Origin of the sequence: Micromonospora thermarum, from assembly GCF_012034245.1 — a bacterium.
Taxonomy (GTDB): Bacteria; Actinomycetota; Actinomycetes; order Mycobacteriales; family Micromonosporaceae; genus Micromonospora; species Micromonospora thermarum.
Genome location: NZ_JAATEO010000007.1, coordinates 102,223 through 124,834, shown reverse-complemented (window position 1 = coordinate 124,834; position 22,612 = coordinate 102,223). Strand labels below are relative to the sequence as shown.

Here is a 22,612-nt window from a genome sequence, read left to right as displayed (position 1 = left end):
GGGTGTTACAGGCGCCAGTGCGGGGGGTCGGGCGGGAGGTAGCGGCAGGAGCCGCCGGTGGAGACCGTCTCGCGGAGGTGGGCCGCGAGGGCCGGATGCCGGTCGTCGAGCCGGCGGAGCGTGTCGCGGATGCGGGCGGTCACCGCCTTGCGCGCACGTTCGGCCTGGTCGCCGAGCCGCCGGGTACGCCCCGCCAGACCGGCCGCCGCGCGCAACTCGTCGAGGAGGGCCGCCCGCTCCGCGTCGAGAGCGGCCACCTTCCGGTCGTCGCCACGGGCGGCGGCCCGGTCGATCTCGTCGTCGAGCCGCTCCAGGTGGCGCCGGTAGCGGGCCTTCGCCTCGTCGTCGAGGACCGGGTCGGCGCCGAGCCGGTGCGCGGCGACCAGGTCGGGACCGGCAGCCGGGTCGAGCAACTCGACCGCGGGGACGTCCACACCGGGACGGCTCAGCAGCAGGTGCAGGTCCTGGAGCCCCTTGGCGTCCGGCAGGTGCGCCACCACGCCGCCGTAGGCCAGCCGCCACACGTCGCCGTCGCGGCGGAACTCGTGGACCTCGGACGGCGGGCGGCGGTCCACCGGCACGGATGGCGTGGCGCCGGAGGGCGACCACGGCAGGGCCGCCATCCAGTCCGGCCCGGTCATCGCCGCCAGGGAGGAACACTCCGACGCGGCCGCCGACGAGCCGGGTCCGCGTGGCGCGGCGGAAGCGCCGGTCGGGCTGGGCGCGGCGGAGGTGCCGGAGCCCGCGGTGGCGGGTGACGGGACGGCCGGCTCGGTGGTCGACGGGCCGGACCCGGGTGTGGGTGCCGGTGACGCGCCGAGGCGGTGGAGCACCTGGGCCATGCCGAGCGCGGCGGCCTCGCGTACCGTCTCGGCGCGCAGGTCGGCGGCGGCCGCGTCGCCGGGCCGGTCACGGCCGGTCAGGGCGACCACCAGCCCGGCGCGGGCGAGCAGCGACCAGGGTCGGGCGCCCATGCGGTCGGCGGACGCGCGGGCGGCGGTGAAGCCCGCGACCGCGTCGTCCCACCGCTGCTCGGCGAGGTCGACGAGCGCGAGCCAGTGGTCGATGGGCCCGCTGACGTCGCAACCGAACAGGGCCGCGATCCACTGCCCCCGGTACGGTTCCAGCGCCTCCCGCGCCTCGGCGCAGCGCCGCGCGTCCCGGGTGAGGGCGGCGACCTGCGCGCGCAGGCGCAGCCAGAGCGGCGACACCGGCCGGGGGTACGGGGCACCGGCGGCCTCGATCCCGGTGACCAGGCGGACGGCGGTCGCCACGTCGCCGCGTTCGACTGCGGTGATGCCGTGGACCAGTTCCAGGTAGGTGTGGTCGGTCGGGTCCAGCCCGTGGAGCAGGGTGTCGATCTCGTCGTACCGGCCCTGGAGCAGCAGCAGCGACCAGCGCAGGTGGTGCACGAGGAACGCGTGGTCGGACTGCTCCCACTCGCCGAACCCGACCAGCTCGCCGAAAAGCGCGTCGGCGCGGGCGAAGTCGCCCCGGAAGGCGGCGATGATGCCGCCGTCGATGGCACTGGCCATCCGGTGCCGGTCGACGTCGGACGCGCGACCCGCGGAGACGAACGCGGCGTGTTCCTGCGCGTAGTGGGGGTCCCCCAGCTCCAGCAGCGCCACCCAGCGCAGGCTGGTCGCCCACATCTCGGTCTCGCGGTCGCCGGTGCGGCGGGCGACGTCGCGGATCTCCGCGGTGATCGTGGCGCGGTCGCCGGCGCTGCCGAGCCCCCAGGTGGTGTCGTGGCGGGCCCAGAGGCTGAAGGTGAGCGCCTCGTCGTCCCGGCCCCGGCGGGCGAGCGTCTCGGTGGCGGTGATCAGGTCGGTCACCACGGTGGCCGCCGGCAGGGCGTCGTCGGGCTCGCCGATGAGCCGCCGGTGCGCCTCGCGCAGCAGCCCGTCCGTCTCGACCGCGTGCCCGGCGGGGGTCCAGCCGTGCCGGTGGACGGTGAGCGCGGCGCGGGCGAGCAGCGCGGGGTCGTCGATCCCGAGGGCCAGCTCCGCCGCCTCGGCGAGGAGCCGCCGCGCCTCCTCCCTACCACCGGAGTGCGACAGCAGCTGCCCCAGCTCGGTCAGGATCCGGACCCGACGGGACGGGTCCTCGACGACCTCCAGGGCCCGGCGGAAGTGGACGCTCGACTCCTCCAGGGCCAGTCGCCCGCCGGCGTCCCGCGCGGCGGCGACGAGCAGGTCGGCGACCCGGGACGGGCCGAGCACCCCGACGCCGAGCCAGGCGTGGCGGGCCAGGTCGGCGGGGATGAGCCGCTCGGTGAGCGCCGGCTCGCGGTCGACGGCCCGGACCACCGCCGCGTGTCGGGCCCGGCGCTCGGCCTCGTCCAGCCCGTCGTAGAGCGTCTCCCGCACCAGGTCGTGGGCGAACGCGAACCGCCCGCCGCCGCGGGCGACCACGAGCCGGGCCGTCACGGCGCGGTCGAGGAGGCGGTCGACCTGGGCCGCCGGGGTGCCCGCGCAGGCGGCGAGGACGGACCGGTGGAACTGCCGCCCGAGTACGGCAGCGACGGTGAGCGCCTCGACCACCGCGTCGGGAAGCTGGGCGAGGCGGCGGCGCACGGCCTCACGGACCCCCGGCGCGATCAGGTCGACCGTGCCGTCGACCCGCCAGAGCCGGGCGGTCTGCTCGACGAAGAACGGGTTACCGCCGGTGCGCCGGTGCACCTCGTCGAGCAGGGCGGCGTCCGGCTCCCGGCCGGCCGTCCGCGTCATCAGCGCGCCCACCTCGTCCCGGCCGAGGCCGGTGAGCGTGACGGTGGTCGCCTTGGTCACCAGCGGCATCAGCAGTGGGCGCAGCGGATGGTCGGCCGCCTCGACCTCGGCGTCGCGGTACGTGCCGATGAGCAGCAGCCGCTCGAACCACGTGTGCTGGGCGGCGAAGGCCAGCAGCCGCATCGAGGCCGGGTCGGCCCAGTGCAGGTCGTCGAGGACGACCACGACCGGCCGGCGCTGCGAGACGGTGACCAGCGCGGTCGTCACCGCGTCGTAGAGGGCGAACGCCTCCTCGTCCCCGCCGTCGGTGCCCGGCATGGACGGCCCGGTCCCGCTCGCGTCATCTCCGCCCGGCATGCTGGGCGGACCGGAACCGCCCGGCGTGGGAGGCGCACCGGAACCGCCGGGCGGCTCGCCGAGCAGGGCGGCGAGACCGGGCTCGGCGGCGGCGCGGGCGACCGACCAGTCGTCGGGTGAGCGACGCAGACCGCGGACGACCTGGAGCCAGGGCCAGTAGCCGGGGGCGCTGTCGGAGTCCCAGCAGGCGGCGCCCAGCACCAGGGCACCGCGCTGGCGGGCCTCCTCGGCCAGCGCGGTGACCAGCGTGGTCTTTCCGATGCCCGGCTCCCCGGTGACCAGGACGAGACCGCCGTGGCTGGCGAGGGCCCGGTCGAGCTCGGCGCGCAGCAGGCCCGCGGGGTGCTCCCGCCCGATGATGGCCTCGACGCGCCGCGGCTCCATGACCTTCCGCACGGTAGTCGACCCCACCGACACGGCGCGCCGGACTTTCCGGGCGCTGCTGCTCGCGTACGCCCGCCGAGAGCCGGACCGGCGACCCGCCGGCGGCGGGATGCGGTGAGACCAATCGCTCACCGCGTCCACGCGTCTCGATGTGTTGGCAGACGTGGCCTAGGATCGCGGCGATGTGGTCACACAGGAATCGGGGGCCGAGGTGACGTCGACCGATCCGTCCGGAATGGACAAGGCACTGGCGGACACGATGCGCGCCTTGACGGCGTACCAGTCCGCGACGCAGGACGCGGACGCCTCCCCGCCCGAGGGGTACGGCGAGGCTGCCGACGGCCTGGTGAAGGCCCGCACCGGACCACCCGGCCGGGTGACCTCGCTTGAGGTCGACCCGCGGCTGCTGCGGCTCGACCTCGCGACGGTGACCGAGCACGTCGTCGAAGCGGTCAACGCCGCGTTGGCGGATCTCCAGCAGGCGGTGCCGGCGGCCGGGCCGGTCGACCTCGGTGACCTCGGCCGGCAGTTGACGGCGATCCAGCAGGACGCCGCCCGGCAGCTCACGATGTTCGTCAATGGGCTGGCCGCCGCGCAGGACCGGCTGGGCCGCCGGGACGGGTGACGGGCCGTGCAGATCGACCCGGAGGCCCTGGCCTCCGCCGCCGAATCGATGGGCTCGGCGGTGGCGGGCTTCGCCGACCGCCTGGCGGCCTTCCAGGCGCGGGTCGCCGCGATCGGGCCGGTGTTCGGTGAGGACGAGACGGGCTCCATCCTCGGGATCGCGTACGAGGAGGCGTCGAGCTTCGTCCTCGAGGTGCTCACCGAGGCGCTGGAGGAGATCGGCTTCGCCGGTGAGGACCTGACCGCGATGGCGCAGGCGCACGAGGCGAACGAGGCCGACAACGCCGACCTGTTCAGCGGGATCCTGGGACGACTCGGGGGGTGACGGCATGGGCATGCAGTTGCCGGGCGAGCTGATCACGCTGCTCGACATTCTCGGCTACACGTGGCCGGCCTCCGACGAGGAGAAGCTCTTCGAGCTGGGCCAGGCCTGGATCGACTTCAGCAGCGACATCGCCGGCTTCGTGGACGCGGCGGCCGCCTCCGCGGCCACCGTGCTGAGCGGCAACGAAGGCAAGGACATCGACGCGTTCCGGGACTGGTGGTCCGGCGAGGAGAGCCCCGTCGCCAGCCTGCTCAGCAACGTCGACGGGTCGGTGATCGGTGGTGCGGGGCTCATCGTGGCCGCCGCGATCGTCCTGGCGCTGAAGATCGCGGTGATCGTGCAGCTCACCATCCTGGCGATCCAGATCGCGCAGGCGATCGCGACCGCCGCCCCGACCTTCGGCGCCTCGCTGCTGGAGATTCCGGTCTTCCAGGCGATCTCCCGCACCATCGTGGGCAACCTCATGCAGGAGTGCGTCTGGCGGTTGATCAATGGTTAGGAACCGCACCGGCAAGCTCGCCGCGAAGTTCGCCCGCGAGTGGGTCCGCCCGGTCCGCAAGGTCAAGCGCCGGCGGCGTGGCGACCCGAACGCCCGCCCCACCCGCAACGCGTCCCCGGCCCGCCAGGCCTCCTACCGGGCCCGGCAGGAGGCCGACCGGCAGCAGGCCAACGGGCGGACGAACGGCACCGCCGAGGCCGTCACCACGGCGGACGGCCGGCACACCGCGGTCTCGGTGAGCGACAGCCCGGACAACATCTACCCGCACCACCGGGAGGTGGCCCGGGTGCTCGACAGCGTGCCGCAGAACCTCCGCGCGCCCTGGCATGGCAACTGCGCGTTGCCGCAGTCGTTGTCCCGGCTGATGGACCGGGGCATCGACCCGCGCGGCGGCGCGATCGGCTCGGCCCGCATCCGTCCGCCCGGCAACCCCGGCCACGGCGCACACAACCCGTGCTGCAACAGTTGTGTGTCGTTGCGGAACGAGTTCGACCTCAGGGAGGCGCTGTGATGCGGCCGGACGACCGGGACCTGCCACCGCGGGTCACCCAGGCGCTGAAGGCGGCGGGATGGTCGCCGCGCCGGCGGGTGGACGTCGCCGACTGGGAGGCGAAGCTTGCCCCCGAGGGGTTCACCATGCACACCCCCGCCCGCGCCTTCCTGACCGAGTTCGGCGGGCTGGCCGTGCCGGTGAGCGGCCCCGGTCGTGACTACGCCCGCATCGGCGTACGGCTCGACCCGGCGCTGTGCCTCGGCCAGAAGACGTGGTTCGACAGCCTGGACGCGGCCGGCCAGCTCTACCCGCTGGGCGAGGAGTACGACGGCCACGCCAGCCTGGCGATGGACGCCGAGGGCACCATCCACATGCTCTTCAACAGCCAGATCAAGCGGATCGGCCCCGGCGCGACCGGCCTGAGCCGGCTGCTGGAGGGCGAGGAGGCCCCGGCCCAGGAGTGACCGGCCGGGGTGCCCTCTCCGGGTGGCGCCGCCACCCCCGATGCGGCTCAGGCCGCTTGCACCAGGCCGGTCACCGTCGGCGCCCGGTGATCGATCCCCTTCGCGCAGCTGGACGCGAGGTGCGTACCTCATTCTCCCCTAACCTTCCCTATCGGCTACGCTTAGGGAACGATGGCGGAAGACATGTACTCGGTCGAGCAGGTGGCGGAGCGGCTCGGCCTGCACGTGCGGACCGTGCGCGGCTACATCCGCTCCGGGCGGCTGCGGGCGGTGCGGATCGGTAAGCAGTACCGGATCGCCGCGCGCGACCTGGCGGCACTGACCGGCGGCACCGCGCCGGTCACCGCCCCCGGTCCCGTCGGCCCGGTCGAGGTGTCGAGCATCGTCCGCATCGACGGCGTCGACCAGGTCGCCGCCGACCGGCTCGGCACCCTCGTCCAGGCGGGGGCGGCCACCCGCCACGACCCGGGCCCCCCGCTGCGCCTCCAGACCATGTACGACGACGAACGGAACCGGATGACCCTCGTGATCCTCGGCGACCCGACCGCCACCGCCGACCTGCTGCGCCTGGTCGATTCCGTGCTCGACGGAGTGCTCGACGACGGTGCGCGGCCGTGACCCGAGGGCTGACGAGCGGGACTGACGGGGCGACGCGTCGTGTGACTGAAGGGTTGACGAGCATGAGTGACGGGGTGATGGGCCGTGACTGACGACATCCAGGAGCGGGCCGGCGTACCCGTGCTGGTGCTCGACCCGGCCGGGCCGGTGATCGCCACCGAGCAGGACGCGCTCGACCTCATCGGGTCGGCGTTCCTCGGCGCGCAGGTGGTGGCCGTACCGGCGAGCCGGCTCGACGCGCGCTTCTTCGCGCTGGGCACCCGGTTCGCCGGCGAGATCATGCAGAAGTTCGTGAACTACCGGCTGCGGCTCGCGATCGTCGGCGACATCTCGGCGTACCTGGCGGAATCGTCGGCGTTGCGGGCCCTTGTCCACGAGTCGAACCAGGGCGGGCACGTCTGGTTCGTGCCCGACCTCGACGCGCTGGACGAGCGGCTGCGCGAGGCGGCCTGACCCGCGCGGCAGCGCTGGCCTACGGGGTGCCCGAGCCCGGCTCCCAGCGGTCGTGGAACAGCGCCAGCTCCACCTCCTCCGGCTCGACCCCTCGGCGCTACGCCTGGTCGGCGGCCCACCGCAGGTAGGCGAGCCACTCGGCGGACAGCCACGCCGACGGGCGGCTCACGCCCGACCCGGCCGGCAGCCGTCGCGCCACGACGCTGTCGAGGATGAGTGGTTGCAGGCCGCCCGCACCTCGCCGGTAGCCGGCGAAGTAGAGCAGCTTGGTGAAGAACGCCGGCCCGAGCCGGGGCAGCCGCGACTCCTTCGGATCCCGCAGTCGTCGGTAGGCGGTGCGCAGCACGTCCTCGTCGGGGATCGGCCCCCGCAGACCGTCGAGGGCGCGGGCCAGTCGCGTGCCGTCCGGGTCACCCTCCAGCGAGCGCGCGGTGCGCCAGGGGCCGTACCCGATCGGACCGTACCCCCACATCAGCACCGCGCTCAGCAACTGGCGCGGCGTCGCCTCGCCGGCCCGCCACGTGTCGGCGACCGCGAACACGTCCCGCCGCCACACGACGCCCGTCTCCAGAAAGCCGCCGGGCCAGGCGTCCGGCGGCAGCGCGGCGCGCCACCGGTCGATGTGGACGGTGATGGCGGCCAGCTCGCCGGGCAGCGCAGGGGTGGTCAGATCGGTCACCGCGTCCTCCTCGTCACCGGCGGCGGCGCGAGCCCCCTGCCCGCACATCCCGATCCGGCTGTCCCGGACGCTATCGGCGCCCCGGGCCGCTCCGCCGCCCGAGAACGGGATATCGCGGTATCCCCGCCCCGATCGGCTCATCGACGGGATGCGTAGTGGCCGCCGTACCGGGTACGCGCGGCGCATGGGTAGCCACAAGCCGAACAAGCATGATCCCGGCGGCGAGTCGGCGCGCGGGCGGCGCCATCCCGGCAGCGGGGCACGCGGACACCAGGGCTCACCGGTCGAGCATTCGCCGAAGGCCCGGCATCTGCGCACGGCGACCGGGAGCTCCGGCAGCGAGCGCGACCAGGGCCGCGCGAAGGTCGAAGGCCGCGACCGCGTCCAACGGCAGGGTACGGGCTGAGCCGCCTGCCGCAGCGTCTTGGGGAGGTGCCGAGATGGCGAAGTTCCTGCTGAGGTCGACCTACACGGTCGACGGGATGAAGGGCCTGAGCAAGGACGGTGGCACCAAGCGTGCCGATGTCGTCCGGAAGATGGTCGAGAACGCCGGCGGGACGATGGAGACCATGTACTTCGGGTTCGGCGCGGACGACACGTACGTGGTGTGTGACCTGCCGGATCACAAGACCGCCGCCGGACTGGCGATCGACATCCGGGCGGCGGGCGGCCTGGACACCCGGGTCACGCCGGTGCTGACGCCGCAGGAGGTCGACGACGCGACCCGGGAGAGGGTCGAGTACACACCTCCGGGCATCTGATCGCGTCAGCGACGGCGAACGGTCACTGGCCCGGTCGGGCGTCGGTGACCACGTGGGAGCAGGCGGCGCAGGCCGAGCGGCCCTGCTCGGCGTACCACCGGCAGGTGCGCCGGATCGCGCAGCGCGGCAGGTCGGTCTCGGCCGGCGCCGCCGTCTCCTGGTACGAGGCGACGAGGCGTTCACCCAGGCCACAGTGGTCGCCGGTCCAGAAGCCGCACTTCGCGGTGACGCACGGGCCGGCGAGCCGGTACTGCGACTCGACGGGCCGGTCCGCGTTGGCCGCCGCCAGGGCGACCTCGGCGGGCATCTGTGGCGTGACGTAGGCGACCCGACCCGCCGGAGTGATCATGCCGAGGAAGACCGTGGCGTTGGCCGCGGGCGTACTCGGGCACATCCGCTCCGGCGGGTCCGGCCGGTTGACCGGGTCGGTCACCGCTGCATCCAGAAGCCGATGTCGTTGATCTTCTGGCCGAGCTCGTCGGCGTACGGGCCGTCGAGGATCCACAGCCCGTACCACTCGGGGCGCAACTTGAGGTTGGCGTGCCCGACGGAGAGCGGGTTGGTCAGCTTCGTGTTGGTCAGCGCCAGGGCGTTCACGCCCGCCTTCTGGATCTCGCCGGCGATGAGGCTCTGCTGGTCAGGGGTCAGGTCGACGCCGTCGACCACGAACCGGAACTCGCTGCGTGCCACTGTCTACCTCCGATGGTCCTACGCTTCGGTCCGCAGCCCGCGCCGCAGACTCGCCCTGGTGAAGGCCGCCCACGCGTCGGCCCGCCGGCCGCCGACCTGGTCGCGCCAGGTGCCGGCGCCGGCCGTACGCACACCCCACAGCTCGCGGCACGCCGCGACCGCGAACGCCACCTGCTCGGCCGCGCCGGTGTAGCCGGCGGGCCCGTCGGTCACCCGCAGCCCGCCGCCGTGCGTGACGCGGACCAGCGGGAAGTGGTGGTACAGGCTGGCGAGGGTGGCCAGGTGCGCGGCGTCGGTGCGGCCGGCGGCGAACGCCTCCACCGGCCGGTCGTCGCGGACGACCCGGATGGTGCGCAGCGTGAACGCGTCGCCGTCGACGCCGACCTGGCTGTCCACCTCGACCGGGCTGCCCCACGCTCGCGGTGAGTTGGCCGACCAGAACGCCAGCCAGTCGTCGAGCCGGTCGGCGAAGTCCGCCTGGACGCGGACCGGCCCGCCGGTGAGCCGCGCGGTGGCGATGCGGTCCCGGGTGACCAGGGGCGGCGGCGCGCCGGCGCGGGGCCCGGCCGCCGGGGCGGCGCGTGCGTCGCTGGCGACCGTGACCGCCGCCGAGGCTGCGGCGGCGCCCACGAGTACGTGTCGCCGGGAGAGGGAAGGGATGGTGTCGTTCATCGTCCGCCTTTCGTGACGGCCTTTGCCGGCCACGCTATCGACGGACGTTGATCAAATGAACTGCGGTTCTATCGGGACGCCGACAGAAAATTCGTAGATCGACGGCGGCGTGAATCGACTCATTCTGCTGGCTGCCTTCATGAGCTGGCGGCCATCTCGCACCCCCTCCGGCCGGCGAGAATGCCGGAACGTGGCACTGAGCTGCGGGAACCGGCATTAGCGTGAGAGGCGGCAGGGGTGTTGCGGCCCCGTCCCGTACCCGACCATGTCGATCATGGGGGTGTCCCATGCGCGGGCCGAAACGTGGTCCGGTCTGGGTGAGTGAGCTGTGGCTACGCCAGCGCCGACGCAGGTGGCGCACCCGAGCTGACGCTGGCGCAGGGGTTCCGGCTGGCGGCCAACCGCCGTACCTACCCGCCGCACCGCAGCATCCTGATCGAGGAGGCCGAGAAGGCCCTGCGGCACTCCCGGTTCTGGTACTCGCACCTGGTGCTCATCCAGGCGCTCACCCTGCTCGCCCTGCCCCGCGACCCGGGCGAGACGCTGCGTGAGCGGGGGCACGGCTCCGACCCGCGCGGACTGGTGGGCTTCTGGACCTCCATCGCGGGCGGCGGCCACCGCGCCCCGCAGCCTGGCAGCGGTACGGCCCACCCGCTGGTCCTCCAGGTCGCGGACCTGTGCGTCCAGGCGCTCATGGACCGCCATCCCGAGCGACACTGCTGGCTGGACGAGCGGGAGATCGGTCGGACGGGTGGGGGCGTCCCGTCGGGGCCCCCGGGAGTGCCCGGCGGCCCCGACGGTCGGCTCAGTGAACGACGACGGGCGTCCTCGGCCGCTCCCCCGGGTCGCCGGGCTGGTCGTCCAGCAGGTGCGACCGCTCACGCCGGCGCGGCAGCAACGCGGCCGGGACGAACGTCAGCAGCACCAGCGCGAGCGCCACCCAGAAGGTCGTGCCGAAGGAGCTGGCGGCGTAGTCGAGCCCCCGCTCGATGAGCGACGGATCCGGGACCTGCTGGGCCAGCTCCGGGCGCTGCTGGGCGGCGATCGCCAGCCCCGCCTCGGTGACCGGCTCACCGTTCGGGTCGGTCACGCCGGGGATCACCCGGGAGCCGTTCAGTTCGTTGGTGAGGATCACCGACATCGCCGCGGCACCGACGGAACCGCCGATCTGCTGGAGGATGTTCACCAGGGTGGAGCCGCGGGCCACCTCGTGGCCGGTGAGCGTCTTCAGCGCGGAGGTCATGATCGGCATCATCGTGCCGCCCATGCCCAGGCCCATGACGAACAGCGAGCCGCAGAGCAGGACGTACGAGGTGTTCGGGTCGACCTGGGTGAAGGTGAAGAACCCGGCGAGGATCAGCAGCAGCGCGAACGGCACCGTACGCCCGACCGGCACCTTGTCGGCCAGCATGCCGGCGATCGGCATGGTGACCATCGCACCGAGGCCCTGCGGTGCCATCAGCAGACCGGCGTGCAGCGTCGACTCGCCGCGCACCTGGAGGAAGTAGCTCGGGAACAGCAGGCCGGCGCCCATGAACGCGATGATGAAGACGAACAGGGTCACCGCCGCGATCGTCAGGTTGCGGTTGCGGAACAGCGGCAGGTCGAGCAGCGGGTGCTGGGGCTTGAACGAGTACAGGACGAACGCCACCACCAGCGCGGCACCGACCAGCATGGGCCCCCACACCTCGGGGTCGGCGAACGTGCCGGCCTCGGGCAGCGTGGAGACGCCGTAGAGGAACAGGGCGAGACCCGGCGAGAGCATCAGCATGCCGAGCCAGTCGAACGACTCGGACGGCTCGGGGCTGTCCTTCGGAAGGGCCAGCTGCGCGTAGACGAGCGCGATGGCGCCGATCGGCAGGTTGATCAGGAAGATCCACTGCCAGCTCGCCACGTCGATCAGCCAGCCGCCGAGGATCGGGCCGCCGATCGGGCCGAGCAGCATCGGGATGCCGAGGACGGCCATCAGCCGGCCGATCCGGTTCGGGCCGGCCGCCCGGGTCATGATCGTCATGCCGATCGGCATGAGCATGCCCCCGCCCAGGCCCTGCAGCACCCGGTAGCCGATCAACTCGCCGATGGTGTCGGCGGTGGCGCACAGACCCGACCCGATCGTGAACAGCGCCAACGCGATCATGTAGAGGCGTTTGGTGCCGAACCGGTCGGCGGCCCACCCGCTGAGCGGGATCACCGTGGCCAGCGCGAGCGTGTAGCCGGTCATCGTCCACGCCACGCGGGCGTAGGACGCGTCGAACTCGCTCTGGAACGTCGGCAGCGCGACGCTGACCACCGTCACGTCGAGGATCGACATGATCGCACCGAGCACGACGACGCCAGCCACCTTGAGGACCGCGGCGTCGAGCTTGTCCGATGTCGGGACAGGCTGCGGTGCCGCGACGGATTGCTGTGTCACGAAGTCTCCTGAAGTCGGATCGACCGAACGGGTGAGCGGTGGTGGCGGCGCGGCGCCGGCGAGGGGCGGGCGCGACGTGCTGAGGAGGAAGCCGCAGGGAAGATTAGCCCCCGCCACCGACACTCCGCCCCCGGTTTAGCGGGCAGCAGACCAACCTGTGAGGACGACCACGGCCGGGCCGGTGGTGGACATGGTGCTGACGGTACGAGCGGCATAGACGTGCCACCACGAGACCCGCATCGCCTCGGCTGATCGGAATCAGCGCGGACGGGGTCGGGCGTGCAGGGCGGCTCGCAGTGCCGGGCCGAAGATGCGCCGCACCTCGGCCGGGGGCAGGGCAGCGATGGGACGGATCGGATTCAGGTACCGGGTGAAGATCAGGCCGCCGAGCACTCCGACGGCCGCGGTGGCACGCTCGGTCGCGTCCGGGCCGCCAAGAAATTCAGCAATGCGGCCGAGTAGCTCACTCTCCAGGTAGCCGCGGAAGGCGCGCATCGTGTCGTCGTCCTGCAGCGCCATGCGGTTCTCGGTGGGTGCGGTGGCGTCCCACAGGGCCGTGACAGCGGTGAGGAGCCGGTCGGCCAGGCCGGCCTGGTCGCCCTGAAGGGCTTGGTCGAGGGCGCCGGGCTGCACGCACAGCAGGTTCAGCGACTGGCCGAACAGGCCCTGCTTGGAGCCGAAGTGGTAGCTGATCAGCGCCGAGTCCACGCCGGCTGCGGCGGCGATCGCCCGGACCGTCGTACCCCGGTAACCGTGCTCCAGGAACAGTTCACGGGCGACCTCGGCGATGCGGGCCTTGGTGTCGGGGTTACCGCGGGGACGACCCCGGGTTTTATTCAGCACCGTTGAATATTGCGCTCCTCCCCCGGCACCGTCAACCCCACCAACCCCACACGAGGAGCGAGCACCCATGCGTACTGTCGTCTTCGGCGCCACCGGCCCGACCGGCCGCCAGCTCACCGAGCAGGCCCTGGCCGCCGGCCACGAGGTCACCGCCGTCACCCGCCGGCCGGGCAGCATCGGGCCCCGCCCCGGCCTCACCGTGGTCACCGCCGATGCCGGCGACCCCGACGCCGTCGCACGGGCCATCGCCGGCAGCGACGCCGTCCTGTCCAGCCTGGGAGTCCCGCTCTCCCCGAAACCGATCACGGTGTACTCCCAGGGCGCCGCGAACATCATGGCGGCGATGCGGCGCCACGGGGTGAAGCGACTGGTCACGGTCAGCTCCAGCGTCATGGACCCGACGTGGCGACCGAGCGGTGAGTTCTTCTTCAACACGGTCATGGACCCGCTGGTCAACCGCCGGCTCGGCCGCACCGCCCACGAGGACATGCGCCGCATGGAGGCGCTCGTACGCGACAGCGACCTGGACTGGACGATCGCCCGGCCGTCCGGGCTGTTCGACAACCCGACCGTCACCCGGTACCGCGTCGAGGAGGACGTCGCGGACGGACTGTTCACGGCGCGCGCCGACCTGGCGGCGGCCATGGTGGCGCAGCTGACCGACGACCGGTTCGTGCGGCGGGCGATGGCGGTGATCACCACCGAGGTCAGGCCGAGCATCCTGGGCCTGATCTGGCGCGAGGCTGTCGCCAAGAAGAAGCAGAAGTGACGCGACACCTCGGCGTCGATGGCCGGCCGGAGTCGCACCGCGGATCGCCGAATTCAACCGGTCGCCGGCTCCGCCTCGACCTCCCCGGCGCTGGGCGCCGGCGGCATCCGCCGTTGCAGGAGCCGCACGCGCCGGGCGCGGGCCATCTCCGACAGCCGGTTCGTCCAGGAGGCGAGCAGGAGCACCAGCATCCCCGCCCCGACCACCCACGCGAGCCGATCGTCCAGGGTCCGCACCGCGGGCAGGGTGATCGCCAGGGCGAGCGCGGAGACGCCCGGGAAGATCAGACCCATGGCCGCCGCCTGGGCCAGGTGCCCGTCCTGCTTCCGTTTCCAGTAGAACGCCTCCCAGCCGAAGAGGGTCCCGTTCCCGGTGTACTGGGCGATGGCCGGGCGCAGCACCTGCTCGATGTAGTCACCCGCGATGCGGATGTCCCGGTACTGCGAGACGACGTTCAGGCCCAGCGCGGCGCTGACGAGCGGCAGGAGGAGGAGCAGGCGGAGGTCGGCCTTCTCGGCGAGGATGAAACCGGCCACCGCCGCGACGACGGTGAGATGCACACCGATGACGTTCTGGTTGTGGGTCGCCTTGCGTTCGATGGTGCTCCGGATCGCCGCGGCGTCGGCCAGTGCCGCCGTCAGGGCTCGTTCCCGCATCTCCTCAGTCACCGGCAACTCCTTCGCGTACGTCCTCTCCCGGTCTACCAGTCGCAGTCAAGATGGTCGATGCAGGCGTGCCCGGGGTGGCGAACTGCACGTTCGAGGCGCACCTGGCCGGCGAACGGCGGGTTTCCTGCGGTTTCGCACCTTCTCGGCGCGAACGCGCCACCGACGCTGGCGTCCGCGCTGTGGCGGCAACGTCAACAACTGGACTCCGTTTCACCCGGATCCTCGCCGGGTAACCGCGTCGCCCGGCCAGTTCGCTGTCCCGGTACGGCGGACCGTGGCACGCCACCGGACGACGGCTGACGCCGATCGCGGTGCGAAGCCAGGCGTGCCGAGCGCAGGCGGTTGGGCACGTCGGTCGGCGGTCCAAGCGGCGGTGGTCGCCGTGAAGTCGGGCGTTCGGGGGAGGCATGCGCGAACTGCTGGTCGTCGTGGCCTGGGTCGTTGCCGCCCTGCTCGTGGCCTTGCTCGCTAAGTTCCTCGTCCGGTGGGCGGCCACGTCCCGCTTCGGGTGGATCGTCAGACCGATCTATCACGCCTGCCGCTGGCCCGGGGTGGCTGTCCTGGTGATCGGGGCCTTGTTCGCCTCGGTGCCCGCCGCGAGAGGCGGGTGGCTGTCGGCCTTCCGACACGGACTCCTGCTCGCGTTCGCGGCGGCCTGTGCGTGGTTGGTGATCAGACTTCTGCAGGTCAGCGAGAGCCTCGCGTTGGGGCGGCTCGCCCACGAACCGACGGCGAACCGCCGGCAACGGCGGATGCACACCCAGGTCCGGTTGATCCGTGGCCTGACCGCCGTGATCGTGACGCTGGCCGCGATCGCGGTCGCGTTGATGAGCTACGAGCAGGTGCGCGTGGTCGGGGTGTCCCTGGTGACCTCGGCCGGTGTGATCGGCGTACTCATCGGTGTGGGCGCCCGTACCTCCCTGGCGAACGCCTTCGCGGGCCTGCAGATCGCCTTCACCGACGCGATACACGTCGACGACGTGGTGGTGGTCGACGGCGCGTGGGGTCGCGTCGAGGAGGTGAAGCTGACCAGCATCGTGCTACGGATGTGGGACGAGCGCCGGCTGATCCTGCCGACCACCTACTTCACCGACCGCCCCTTCCAGAACTGGACCCGCCACGAGGCCCGGGTCGTGGGCGAACTCCGGCTGCACCTCGACTACACCGCCGAGGTGGAGGAATTGCGGAGAGAGGCGCGGCGGCTGGTCGAGGAGTCGCCGCTGTGGGACCGCGCGCTCTGGACCCTCCAGGTGGTCGACGTGACGCCGCAGACGCTGGAGGTCCAGGTACGCGTCTCGGCCGCCGACGGGCCTAGCTCCTGGGACCTACGCTGCGACCTGCGCGAGGGCCTGATGAAGTACGTCCGCGAACAGCACCCGCAGTGGCTGCCGCGTACCCGCGGCGAGTACCAGCCCTAGCTTCCCCGACCGGCGCGGGCAACGTCGACGTCGCCGGAACACCGGTGAGTTTCCCGGCGCCCGGCAGTCCTACCCCGGTGACGACCTCCGCCATCTCCTTCGTCGTCGGCGGGACGCCGACCCGCGCGGACATCCCCGCCCTCTGCGACGAGCTGGCCGAGGTGCTGCGAGGCCGGGACGGTGGCGTGGTGGTCTGCGACGTGAGCCTGGCCCGCCCCGACGTGGTCACGATCGAGGCGCTCGCCCGGCTGCGGGTGACCGCGCGGCGGCACGGCTGGCGGCTGGTGGTCAGCGGCGCCGGCGCCGGTCTGCTGGAGCTCACCGACCTGCTCGGCCTGACCGACGCGCTATTCCAGCCGGCCCGGCAACCCGAACAGCGGGAACAGGCGGGGAGTGTCGAGGAAGTTGTTGACCCCCGCGATCCGTCCGCCTGAGATCTCCAGCACGATCAACGCCCAGGGGTCGTGCCCGGCGCCGTCGAGGCTCGGGCGGTACTGCCCGAACGCCGGCAGGCCGCCGGCACCAGCCGGGAGCCGCGGCATCCGCAGCCCGTGCCGCTCATCCAGGCGAGGATGTCGTCGTGGCCGCGCAGCCACAGCGGCAGCGGCGGCATCGACAGCGTGGCGTCCTCGTGCAGCAGCGTCGTGAGCGCGCTCAGGTCGTACGCCTCGAACGCTTTCACGTACCGCGCGAGCAGCGCCTTCTGCTCGTCGTCGAGCGGCCGGTAGACGTCGGTGGCGGTGTCGGCGAGCGTGGCCCGGGCCCGCTGCAGGGTGCTGTTGACGCTCGCCACCGTGGTGTCGAGGAGGTCGGCCACCTCCTGGGCCGACCAGGCCAGCACCTCCCGCAGGATGAGCACGGACCGCTGCCGCGGGGGCAGGTGCTGCAGTGCGGCGACGAACGCGAGCCGCACCGACTCGCGGCCGGCGATCACCTCGGCCGGGTCGCTGCCCTCCGGCAGGACCCGGCTGTCCGGCTATCCTGCCCGGGCTGACCCACTACAACCTCTTCTCCTCGCCGCTCTTCGCCGCGGTCACGCTCGCCTTCCTCGACGAGGAGAGCTGACCAGGCGTAGCCGGGCGGGAAGTGGGTACGCGCGGCGCGCCCGGTCGGGGCTGCGGGGAGCGTGGGGGAAGGTGGTGCCAGCGTGGCGAAGTTCCTGGTCAAGGCGACCTACACCGCCCAGGGGATCGCCGGGCTGGGCAAGGAGGGCGGCACTGCGCGCGCCGAGGTCGTCCGGGCTCTCATCGAGAACAGCGGCGGCCGGGTGGAGACCCTGTACTTCGCGTTCGGCGAGTACGACCTGTACGTGGTGGGCGACCTGCCGGACACGGTGACCGCCGCCGCCCTGGGCATCGCCGTCCGGGCGGCCGGCGGCGTGGACGCGCGGGTCGTCCCGCTGATCACCCCGGAGGAGATCGACGCGGCGGCCCAGCTGCCGGTCATGTACCAGCCACCGGGCCGGTGACGCTGGAGCGGCTCGGCGGGGCCGGCGGTGGCTCGCCACCGGCCCCGCCGCCGTTCAGCGGCGCTCCCCCACCCGGTACGTGACCAGGTTCGGGTCGGCCTTGAGCTGCTTCTCGGTGAACTTGATCGTGTCCCAGCCCTTGCCCGAGTACAGCCGGGTCTGGTCGGCGGGGTTCGCCCGCGGGGGCAACGCGCCCACCGTGCAGGTCGTTTGTTGCGGTCGACCAGACCGCGGAACGGGCTACCTCGTGGAGCACTTCTCGATCGGCCGGCTCGGTTGTCAGTGGAAACGCTGGTTGGTCGACGGCTTGGCCGTCAGCCGAGGTTCCACATCCTCCGGCAGTTCAGCACCACAGAGCGCACAGATGTAGTCGTCGTCGCGGACGACGTTGCGCTCGCCGCAGTCAAGGCAGCGCCGGAAGATGACGGCCACGGTGAAGCCTTCCGGGCTGTCGATACCTGCCCGGTCGAGGGCGCCCGCCACCGCCACCCATGAGGTGGGATCGGGGCAGTAGCCGGTGGACTGGTTAGTCACCTCGGTCACGACCCAGCCGTCCCGCCCGCCGGCGAAGGCGATCTCTCCCGCGCCGAGGACCTCTCCACCGCCGGCGCAGGCGACGTGCTCACTGCGTCTCGGCGCGAGCAGCAACGTACCGCCGGTGTCGACGACGTAGGTGAACGGCTCGTCACGGTCGCGTGGATCCGCAGCCGCCAGGTAGGTGTCGAGATCGACCGGCGCTCGGATGGGCCGGCCCTCGGGAGCGTCGGCGACCGACGCCCGCACGTCGGCCGGGCCGACGTACCGGTATCGACGCCCGTCCACAGCATCGACCCTACGCCCGTGCGGCCGCCCCCAGGGGCAACGCACGCCGCCGGACCGGTGCGCTCATCGCTGCAGCGTCGCCGTCGCGTAGCCGTCCGGGTAGAACTCCCAGTAGTCGCGGTACCGGACCGTGAAGGTGGTGGTGCCGCGAGGCAGCGCGTAGGTGAGGGTGTACCTGCCGCTGGCGTCCATCTTGCCGCGCCAGAACTCCCGCTCCGCCCCGCCGTTGGTGGACGCGGTGATCCACCAGTAGTTGTCGTCGCCGATCGGCGAGCTCCAGGTCACGGTGAGCTGCGCGGTCTGCTTGTCCTTGCCGGTCCCCACCTGGGCGGTGACGGCCAGGTCGGTGACCGGCGGCCTCGGCGGGTGCGCCGGCCCGAAGGAGTGCAGCAGTTGGGTTTCCTGGTAGGGGTCGGTCGAGCTGACCGCCCAGGCCCGGGTGCCGTCCCGGTTGACCAGCAGCGTGCCCTTCCAGAGGCTGTCGCCGTTGCGGAAGTCGACGGCGTACGCCGGGACCGTGCTGCCCTTGCCGTAGAGGTAGACATCGGCGTCACCGGTGGAGGTCGAGGCGCGGCCGATGGCGACGGTGGAGCTGTCCGCGGACCAGGCGGCGTCCTGCGGGTAGACGCCGCTGGGATAGACGGTGGCGTCGGCGAGGTCCGGCAGCCGGTAGGAGTGGTGCTCGTACGGGTGGCCGACCGTCTCCACCACCTCGGTGCCGTCCGGGCTCACGGCGTAGTCGATGAGGTTGCTGCCGGTGTTGTCCCGCCGCGCGACGATCCTCGGGCTGTCACCGGAGACGTCGATGACGTACGTGGTGACGGGCGAGTATCCGGTGTCGCCGGCGACGAGGAGACCGGGCGCGCCGGGGCTGGCGTCGATGATCGGGTGGTAGTTGGGGCCCTCGGTGTAGACCACCGGCGGCACTCCGGGCGCGGACCAGATCAGCAGACCGCCGGAGCCGAGGCCGGCGTCGATGAACCCGCCGATGACTTTGTCTCCGGTCGGTTCGACCGTGTACAGGTGGGCGCCGGGGGGTGCGGGGTAGCTGGCGACGATGGCGAGCGTGGCGGCGTCCAACGCGACGATCCGGTTGAAGCCCTGGGCCGCGTACAGGATGCGCCCGTCGTCGCTGAGGACGAGGTCGGAGATGTCGGCGACGGCGGTGACCCGTTGCAGCAGCCGGCCGTCGAGGTCGGTCACCACCAGCGGTAGCCCGCCACCGACGCCCTGGGCGATGTAGAGGCGGCCCCGTGCCTCGTCGAGCTCGATCGCCCGGAAGTCGTCGATCGGTAGCTGGGTGCCGACGCTCTTCAGTGGGGCTATCGCGGCGGCGGCCGGTGCTGCTCTCAGCAAGTCCCCGGCGCTGATCCCGATCGCCGCGGTTATCCCGGACGCCAGCAGATGACGACGCCGCATGACACCTCCCCGTGTCGGCCGCCGCCGTCGCGACGGCCAGGCGAGATCCTAGTACCGGGTTCGCGGCCGGCGCTGCACCTCACCGCCCGCCCCGCACCATGGACAAGGTGATGGCGGGTAGGCCCGACAGCGCCCGGCCCTCGGCCGAGTCGCGTCTCGCGTGGCGGTAGCACCGGCGCGGCGTCGGTCAGGAGAAGTGCGTCTTCGGTCGGCTGAGCCGCTCGCCGCCGACGATCAGATCGACCTTCTCGTTGTAGAAGGCGATCAGGCCGGCGATCGGCAGGAGCGCCGCGGTGGGGAAGGCGTACGACCAGGCCAGGTCCGGGTGGACGGCGTCGTCGGCACGGACGGACCAGTAGTCGCTGGTCCGGCCCTTGTACGGACAGGCGGTCGTCGTCGCGGACGGCACGAGGTGGTGGAAGTTCACGTCGGTGCGGTTGAGGTAGTAGCGCGTCGGGAGACCGGTCTCGAAGACGAGCACGGGCGACGTCGACTCGGCCAGAACGACGCCGTCCAGTTCCACCCGTACGCTGCGGGTGGACCGCAGCGCGTCCACCCGGGCGTACGGGTTGCGGGGGTGGACGAAGACCTCCTCATCCTCCTCGAACCAGCTGTCCATGGCGTCCCAGTCGAACCGGATCATGTCCGCCAGCCCCGGCAGCGCGTCGTCGCCGTACCACCGCCCGCACGAGCGACGGACTGTCTCGCCCACTCGCAGCCCATGCAGGCGCGCAGTGCCGCGCCGCGACTCCTCCGTGCGCTGCTCATCAACCAGCAGGCTGCGATTCACGTCGGCGACCGGGATGTAGTACTGGGGGTAGAACGCCCACTCCCACACGTACCGCGCCTGCGTGGTGTCCAGCACCTGCTCCCCGGCGAGGAAGGCGCGGATCCGGCGGGGCACCGGCTCCATACGGTCGACCATGGCGATCACCTTCGGAAAGTCCGGCACCGTGTCCTCCTGGGCTCGCAGATCCGGTATCGGTCTAACGATCAGTGCTGCCCAGCGGATTTCGACGCCCGGCCTTCCGGGTGGCCCTGCCACCGTGCAGGCGGCGGTCTCGCGTCGGTGCGCTCAGCGGGTGGCCGCGGCCAGGAACATCGGGACGGCGACCAGCAACCGATCGTCCTGAGCGCGCCGAGTCTGCTCGCTGACCCACTTTTCGGCTTCGTCGCCGCTGATGGCGCCAGTTTTGTGTGCGGCGGTGGCGTGCCCGACGAGCATGGGCAGCATGGTGGCGTCCGTGAACACTGCGGTGTGGACCTCGACGTCGACGTCGTGGAATCCGCCGTCGAGGAGCAGGTTGCGATGGGCGCGAGCGATGCGTGGGTGGGGAATGGTGTCGGCGCGGGCGTGGACGATGCGACGGGTCAGTTCGGGTTGATCGGAGTCGATGACCAGGGTGTCCCAGTCCTGGCCGAGCAGCACGATTCGGCCACCGGGCGCGAGGATCCGGCGGGCCTCGGCCAGGGCGGCGGGCGGGTCGGGCAGGACGTGGTAGAGCTTGTCCGCCCGGTATCCGTGCGCCTGCCCGTCGCCGAGCGGCAGTTCGGTGGCGTCGGCGACGCGTACGTCCATGTCGGGAAACCGGCTGCGGGCGGCGGCCAGCATGGCTGGGTCCAGGTCCACGCCGATGGCGTGGGCTCCATGCTCAGCCAGTTCGGCAACGGCGCGTGCGGTGCCGCAGCCGACGTCGACCACCGTCGCGCCCGGGGATAGCCGCAGGAGCTGGTAGCTGCGCGCACGCAGCCGCGCGGCGGCGGGCATGGTCTCCGCGGCGTCGAGTAGCCGGATCAGCGTGTCGGTGTCGGTGTGGGCGGTGTGCGTCTCGGTCATGCGCCTGAGAGTGCGACTTCAGGTCAACCTGAAGTCAACCCAGCTGCTTCCATGGTGCACATGAACTCCGGGGAGACGGTGGTGGAGTACTCGATCGGGGAGCTGGCGGCCCGTTTCGGGCTGGCCACGCACGTGTTGCGGCACTGGGAGGACATGGGGTTGCTGTCCCCGGCGCGGCGGGTGGCGGGGCGGCGGGTGTACGGGCCGGCGCAGGTGACCCGGGTGGCGGAGATCCTGCTGGGCAAGGACGCCGGATTCAGCCTGGAGCAGTTGCGCGAGCTGTTCACCGCCCCGGACCGGAACCAGCGGCGGGAGGTGCTGCGTGCCCAGCTGGCGCAGGTGCGGCAGCGCATCGCCCGGCTGACGCTGTCGCAGACGATGCTGGAACACGCGCTCCGGTGCCGGCAGCCGGATTATCAGACCTGCCCTCACTTCCAGGCCATGGTGCTGGCCCGGCTGGACGGGGTGGATCTGGCGGAGGCCCTGGACCACGGCTGACGCTGCGGTTGCGGCACCGCCCATCTCCGAACGCCGCGAACGCGAACGCGCTCAGCGCCATCAGCTGTTCATCACGGCCGCCCGGGAACTGGCCGAGGCCGAAGGGTGGGAGGCGGTGACAACGCGGAGGCTGGCCGAGCGCGTGGAGTACAGCCAGCCAGTGCTTTACAGCCACCTCAACGGCAAGGACGCCATCATGCGGGCCGTCGCCATCGAAGGCTTCGGTGAACTGGCGCCCGCCTGGGCCGTGCCCGGCTGGACACCCCGGAGCCGCCTCAGGCAGTGCACGCCGTCTGCCGCGCCTACCTGGAGTTCGCGACCGAGCAGCCCGGCCAGGTTCATCCTGCCGACCGGCGTGAAGTTCGCGCACGCCGAGACGCCGCCCCCACTGCGCGCCGCCTTCGATGAGTTCGTGAGCTGCTTCCGCCCGGACAATCAGCGACGCGAACTGTTCGCCGAAGTCACCTGGAGCGCGTTGCACGGCATCGCAGCTCTGACCGAGAGCGGCCGCATCCCCGAACGGCCAAGCAGAGCGGCTCGGCTTTCCTCGTCACCCAGATCGCCGGGCACAGCGAGTGGCCCGGCCACGGCCTGAGGGTCAAACGAAAGGCGAAGAATCTAAAGCACCCGGCTGGACGTTAGGATTTGACCATCTCCGTATCGAGCAGCCTCCCGGAGATTCCGCTGTCCTTCGACCCGCCGCAGGTTA

29 protein-coding genes are annotated in these 22,612 nt (G+C 72.3%); 15 read left to right on the top strand and 14 right to left on the bottom strand.

All coding sequences use genetic code 11. The features are described from left to right. Positions 1 to 5: 5 nt before the first annotated feature. Positions 6 to 3,470 carry an ATP-binding protein gene (locus HCJ94_RS08825; protein ID WP_168000470.1) on the bottom strand — a complete coding sequence of 1,155 codons (3,465 nt, stop codon included), beginning with the start codon at positions 3,468 to 3,470 and terminating at the stop codon, positions 6 to 8. Positions 3,471 to 3,705: 235 nt separating this feature from the next. Between HCJ94_RS08825 and HCJ94_RS08820 the strand changes: the two genes are divergently transcribed. From HCJ94_RS08820 to HCJ94_RS08790, 7 genes are all read left to right on the top strand, one after another. After that, positions 3,706 to 4,095: a YbaB/EbfC family nucleoid-associated protein gene (locus tag HCJ94_RS08820; protein WP_168000469.1), complete on the top strand. Its 390-nt coding sequence runs from the start codon at positions 3,706 to 3,708 to the stop codon at positions 4,093 to 4,095. 6 nt (positions 4,096 to 4,101) lie between these two features. After that, positions 4,102 to 4,419: a hypothetical protein gene (locus HCJ94_RS08815; protein WP_168000468.1), complete on the top strand. Its 318-nt coding sequence runs from the start codon at positions 4,102 to 4,104 to the stop codon at positions 4,417 to 4,419. A 4-nt stretch (positions 4,420 to 4,423) separates the two neighbouring features. After that, a complete protein-coding gene (locus tag HCJ94_RS08810) occupies positions 4,424 to 4,918 on the top strand; it encodes a WXG100-like domain-containing protein (RefSeq protein ID WP_168000467.1) in 495 nt (164 codons plus the stop codon). Further along, positions 4,911 to 5,429, top strand: a complete 519-nt coding sequence (locus HCJ94_RS08805) for a hypothetical protein (protein WP_168000466.1) — start codon at positions 4,911 to 4,913, stop codon at positions 5,427 to 5,429. The genes HCJ94_RS08810 and HCJ94_RS08805 overlap by 8 nt, the downstream gene beginning before the upstream one ends. Next, positions 5,429 to 5,875 (top strand): SUKH-3 domain-containing protein, encoded by a 447-nt coding sequence (locus tag HCJ94_RS08800; protein ID WP_168000465.1) that lies wholly within the window; start codon positions 5,429 to 5,431, stop codon positions 5,873 to 5,875. Before HCJ94_RS08805 ends, HCJ94_RS08800 begins: the two co-directional genes overlap by 1 nt. 171 nt (positions 5,876 to 6,046) lie before the next feature. Next, complete coding sequence (locus HCJ94_RS08795) at positions 6,047 to 6,493, top strand: helix-turn-helix domain-containing protein (RefSeq protein ID WP_240944062.1); 447 nt, start codon at positions 6,047 to 6,049, stop codon at positions 6,491 to 6,493. Positions 6,494 to 6,577: 84 nt separating this feature from the next. Next, positions 6,578 to 6,946 carry a DUF4180 domain-containing protein gene (locus HCJ94_RS08790; protein WP_168000464.1) on the top strand — a complete coding sequence of 123 codons (369 nt, stop codon included), beginning with the start codon at positions 6,578 to 6,580 and terminating at the stop codon, positions 6,944 to 6,946. Positions 6,947 to 7,043: 97 nt separating this feature from the next. Here the strand turns inward: HCJ94_RS08790 and HCJ94_RS08785 are convergent, their stop codons facing one another. Further along, positions 7,044 to 7,625, bottom strand: a complete 582-nt coding sequence (locus HCJ94_RS08785) for an 8-oxoguanine DNA glycosylase OGG fold protein (protein ID WP_168000463.1) — start codon at positions 7,623 to 7,625, stop codon at positions 7,044 to 7,046. A gap of 184 nt (positions 7,626 to 7,809) precedes the next feature. Here HCJ94_RS08785 and HCJ94_RS08780 point away from each other — a divergent pair, with 184 nt between their 5' ends. Next, positions 7,810 to 8,031: a hypothetical protein gene (locus HCJ94_RS08780; RefSeq protein WP_168000462.1), complete on the top strand. Its 222-nt coding sequence runs from the start codon at positions 7,810 to 7,812 to the stop codon at positions 8,029 to 8,031. Between the two features lie 34 nt (positions 8,032 to 8,065). Continuing rightward, entirely contained in the window at positions 8,066 to 8,386 is a 321-nt protein-coding gene (locus tag HCJ94_RS08775) for a GYD domain-containing protein (protein WP_168000461.1), read from the top strand. A gap of 22 nt (positions 8,387 to 8,408) precedes the next feature. Here HCJ94_RS08775 and HCJ94_RS08770 read toward each other — a convergent pair whose 3' ends face one another. From HCJ94_RS08770 to HCJ94_RS30905, 5 genes are all read right to left on the bottom strand, one after another. Next, the gene (locus HCJ94_RS08770; protein ID WP_309227199.1) at positions 8,409 to 8,819 is read right to left on the bottom strand and encodes a hypothetical protein; all 411 of its coding nucleotides are present in this window, start codon (positions 8,817 to 8,819) and stop codon (positions 8,409 to 8,411) included. Then, the gene (locus tag HCJ94_RS08765; protein WP_168000460.1) at positions 8,816 to 9,076 is read right to left on the bottom strand and encodes a hypothetical protein; all 261 of its coding nucleotides are present in this window, start codon (positions 9,074 to 9,076) and stop codon (positions 8,816 to 8,818) included. Before HCJ94_RS08765 ends, HCJ94_RS08770 begins: the two co-directional genes overlap by 4 nt. 18 nt (positions 9,077 to 9,094) lie before the next feature. Then, positions 9,095 to 9,748 (bottom strand): hypothetical protein, encoded by a 654-nt coding sequence (locus HCJ94_RS08760; protein ID WP_168000459.1) that lies wholly within the window; start codon positions 9,746 to 9,748, stop codon positions 9,095 to 9,097. Positions 9,749 to 10,553: 805 nt separating this feature from the next. Next, entirely contained in the window at positions 10,554 to 12,161 is a 1,608-nt protein-coding gene (locus tag HCJ94_RS08755) for a DHA2 family efflux MFS transporter permease subunit (RefSeq protein ID WP_168000458.1), read from the bottom strand. Positions 12,162 to 12,419: 258 nt separating this feature from the next. Beyond that, positions 12,420 to 13,004, bottom strand: coding sequence for a TetR/AcrR family transcriptional regulator (locus tag HCJ94_RS30905; RefSeq protein ID WP_309227198.1), 585 nt, complete (start codon positions 13,002 to 13,004; stop codon positions 12,420 to 12,422). Positions 13,005 to 13,071: 67 nt separating this feature from the next. On the opposite strand from HCJ94_RS30905, the gene HCJ94_RS08745 reads away from it, so the two are divergent. Then, the gene (locus HCJ94_RS08745) at positions 13,072 to 13,773 is read left to right on the top strand and encodes an NAD(P)-dependent oxidoreductase (protein ID WP_168000457.1); all 702 of its coding nucleotides are present in this window, start codon (positions 13,072 to 13,074) and stop codon (positions 13,771 to 13,773) included. Between the two features lie 53 nt (positions 13,774 to 13,826). On the opposite strand, the gene HCJ94_RS08740 is transcribed toward HCJ94_RS08745, so the two are convergent. Further along, complete coding sequence (locus HCJ94_RS08740; protein WP_168000456.1) at positions 13,827 to 14,441, bottom strand: hypothetical protein; 615 nt, start codon at positions 14,439 to 14,441, stop codon at positions 13,827 to 13,829. A gap of 407 nt (positions 14,442 to 14,848) precedes the next feature. On the opposite strand from HCJ94_RS08740, the gene HCJ94_RS08735 reads away from it, so the two are divergent. Further along, positions 14,849 to 15,859, top strand: a complete 1,011-nt coding sequence (locus tag HCJ94_RS08735) for a mechanosensitive ion channel family protein (RefSeq protein WP_168000455.1) — start codon at positions 14,849 to 14,851, stop codon at positions 15,857 to 15,859. 77 nt (positions 15,860 to 15,936) lie between these two features. Further along, complete coding sequence (locus HCJ94_RS30745) at positions 15,937 to 16,293, top strand: STAS domain-containing protein (protein ID WP_168000454.1); 357 nt, start codon at positions 15,937 to 15,939, stop codon at positions 16,291 to 16,293. Between the two features lie 14 nt (positions 16,294 to 16,307). Here HCJ94_RS30745 and HCJ94_RS30030 read toward each other — a convergent pair whose 3' ends face one another. Next, positions 16,308 to 16,793 carry a sigma factor-like helix-turn-helix DNA-binding protein gene (locus HCJ94_RS30030; RefSeq protein ID WP_309227197.1) on the bottom strand — a complete coding sequence of 162 codons (486 nt, stop codon included), beginning with the start codon at positions 16,791 to 16,793 and terminating at the stop codon, positions 16,308 to 16,310. A 213-nt stretch (positions 16,794 to 17,006) separates the two neighbouring features. On the opposite strand from HCJ94_RS30030, the gene HCJ94_RS08715 reads away from it, so the two are divergent. Then, complete coding sequence (locus HCJ94_RS08715; RefSeq protein WP_168000453.1) at positions 17,007 to 17,327, top strand: GYD domain-containing protein; 321 nt, start codon at positions 17,007 to 17,009, stop codon at positions 17,325 to 17,327. Between the two features lie 54 nt (positions 17,328 to 17,381). Here the strand turns inward: HCJ94_RS08715 and HCJ94_RS30740 are convergent, their stop codons facing one another. The 5 genes from HCJ94_RS30740 to HCJ94_RS08695 all read right to left on the bottom strand — a co-directional run bounded on the left by HCJ94_RS30740 (position 17,382) and on the right by HCJ94_RS08695 (position 21,405). After that, positions 17,382 to 17,516, bottom strand: coding sequence for a hypothetical protein (locus tag HCJ94_RS30740; protein ID WP_255480995.1), 135 nt, complete (start codon positions 17,514 to 17,516; stop codon positions 17,382 to 17,384). Between the two features lie 90 nt (positions 17,517 to 17,606). Beyond that, complete coding sequence (locus tag HCJ94_RS08710) at positions 17,607 to 18,149, bottom strand: hypothetical protein (protein ID WP_168000452.1); 543 nt, start codon at positions 18,147 to 18,149, stop codon at positions 17,607 to 17,609. 63 nt (positions 18,150 to 18,212) lie between these two features. After that, on the bottom strand, positions 18,213 to 19,568 hold the full coding sequence (locus tag HCJ94_RS08705) for a hypothetical protein (RefSeq protein WP_168000451.1): 1,356 nt from the start codon (positions 19,566 to 19,568) through the stop codon (positions 18,213 to 18,215). Positions 19,569 to 19,755: 187 nt separating this feature from the next. Further along, positions 19,756 to 20,520 (bottom strand): DUF427 domain-containing protein, encoded by a 765-nt coding sequence (locus tag HCJ94_RS08700; RefSeq protein WP_309227196.1) that lies wholly within the window; start codon positions 20,518 to 20,520, stop codon positions 19,756 to 19,758. Positions 20,521 to 20,643: 123 nt separating this feature from the next. Further along, on the bottom strand, positions 20,644 to 21,405 hold the full coding sequence (locus HCJ94_RS08695) for a methyltransferase domain-containing protein (protein ID WP_168000450.1): 762 nt from the start codon (positions 21,403 to 21,405) through the stop codon (positions 20,644 to 20,646). 60 nt (positions 21,406 to 21,465) lie between these two features. Here HCJ94_RS08695 and HCJ94_RS08690 point away from each other — a divergent pair, with 60 nt between their 5' ends. Next, on the top strand, positions 21,466 to 21,903 hold the full coding sequence (locus HCJ94_RS08690; protein ID WP_168000449.1) for a MerR family transcriptional regulator: 438 nt from the start codon (positions 21,466 to 21,468) through the stop codon (positions 21,901 to 21,903). After that, positions 21,818 to 22,498, top strand: a complete 681-nt coding sequence (locus HCJ94_RS08685; RefSeq protein ID WP_373684223.1) for a TetR/AcrR family transcriptional regulator — start codon at positions 21,818 to 21,820, stop codon at positions 22,496 to 22,498. The genes HCJ94_RS08690 and HCJ94_RS08685 overlap by 86 nt, the downstream gene beginning before the upstream one ends. The last annotated feature ends 114 nt before the right edge of the window (positions 22,499 to 22,612 follow it).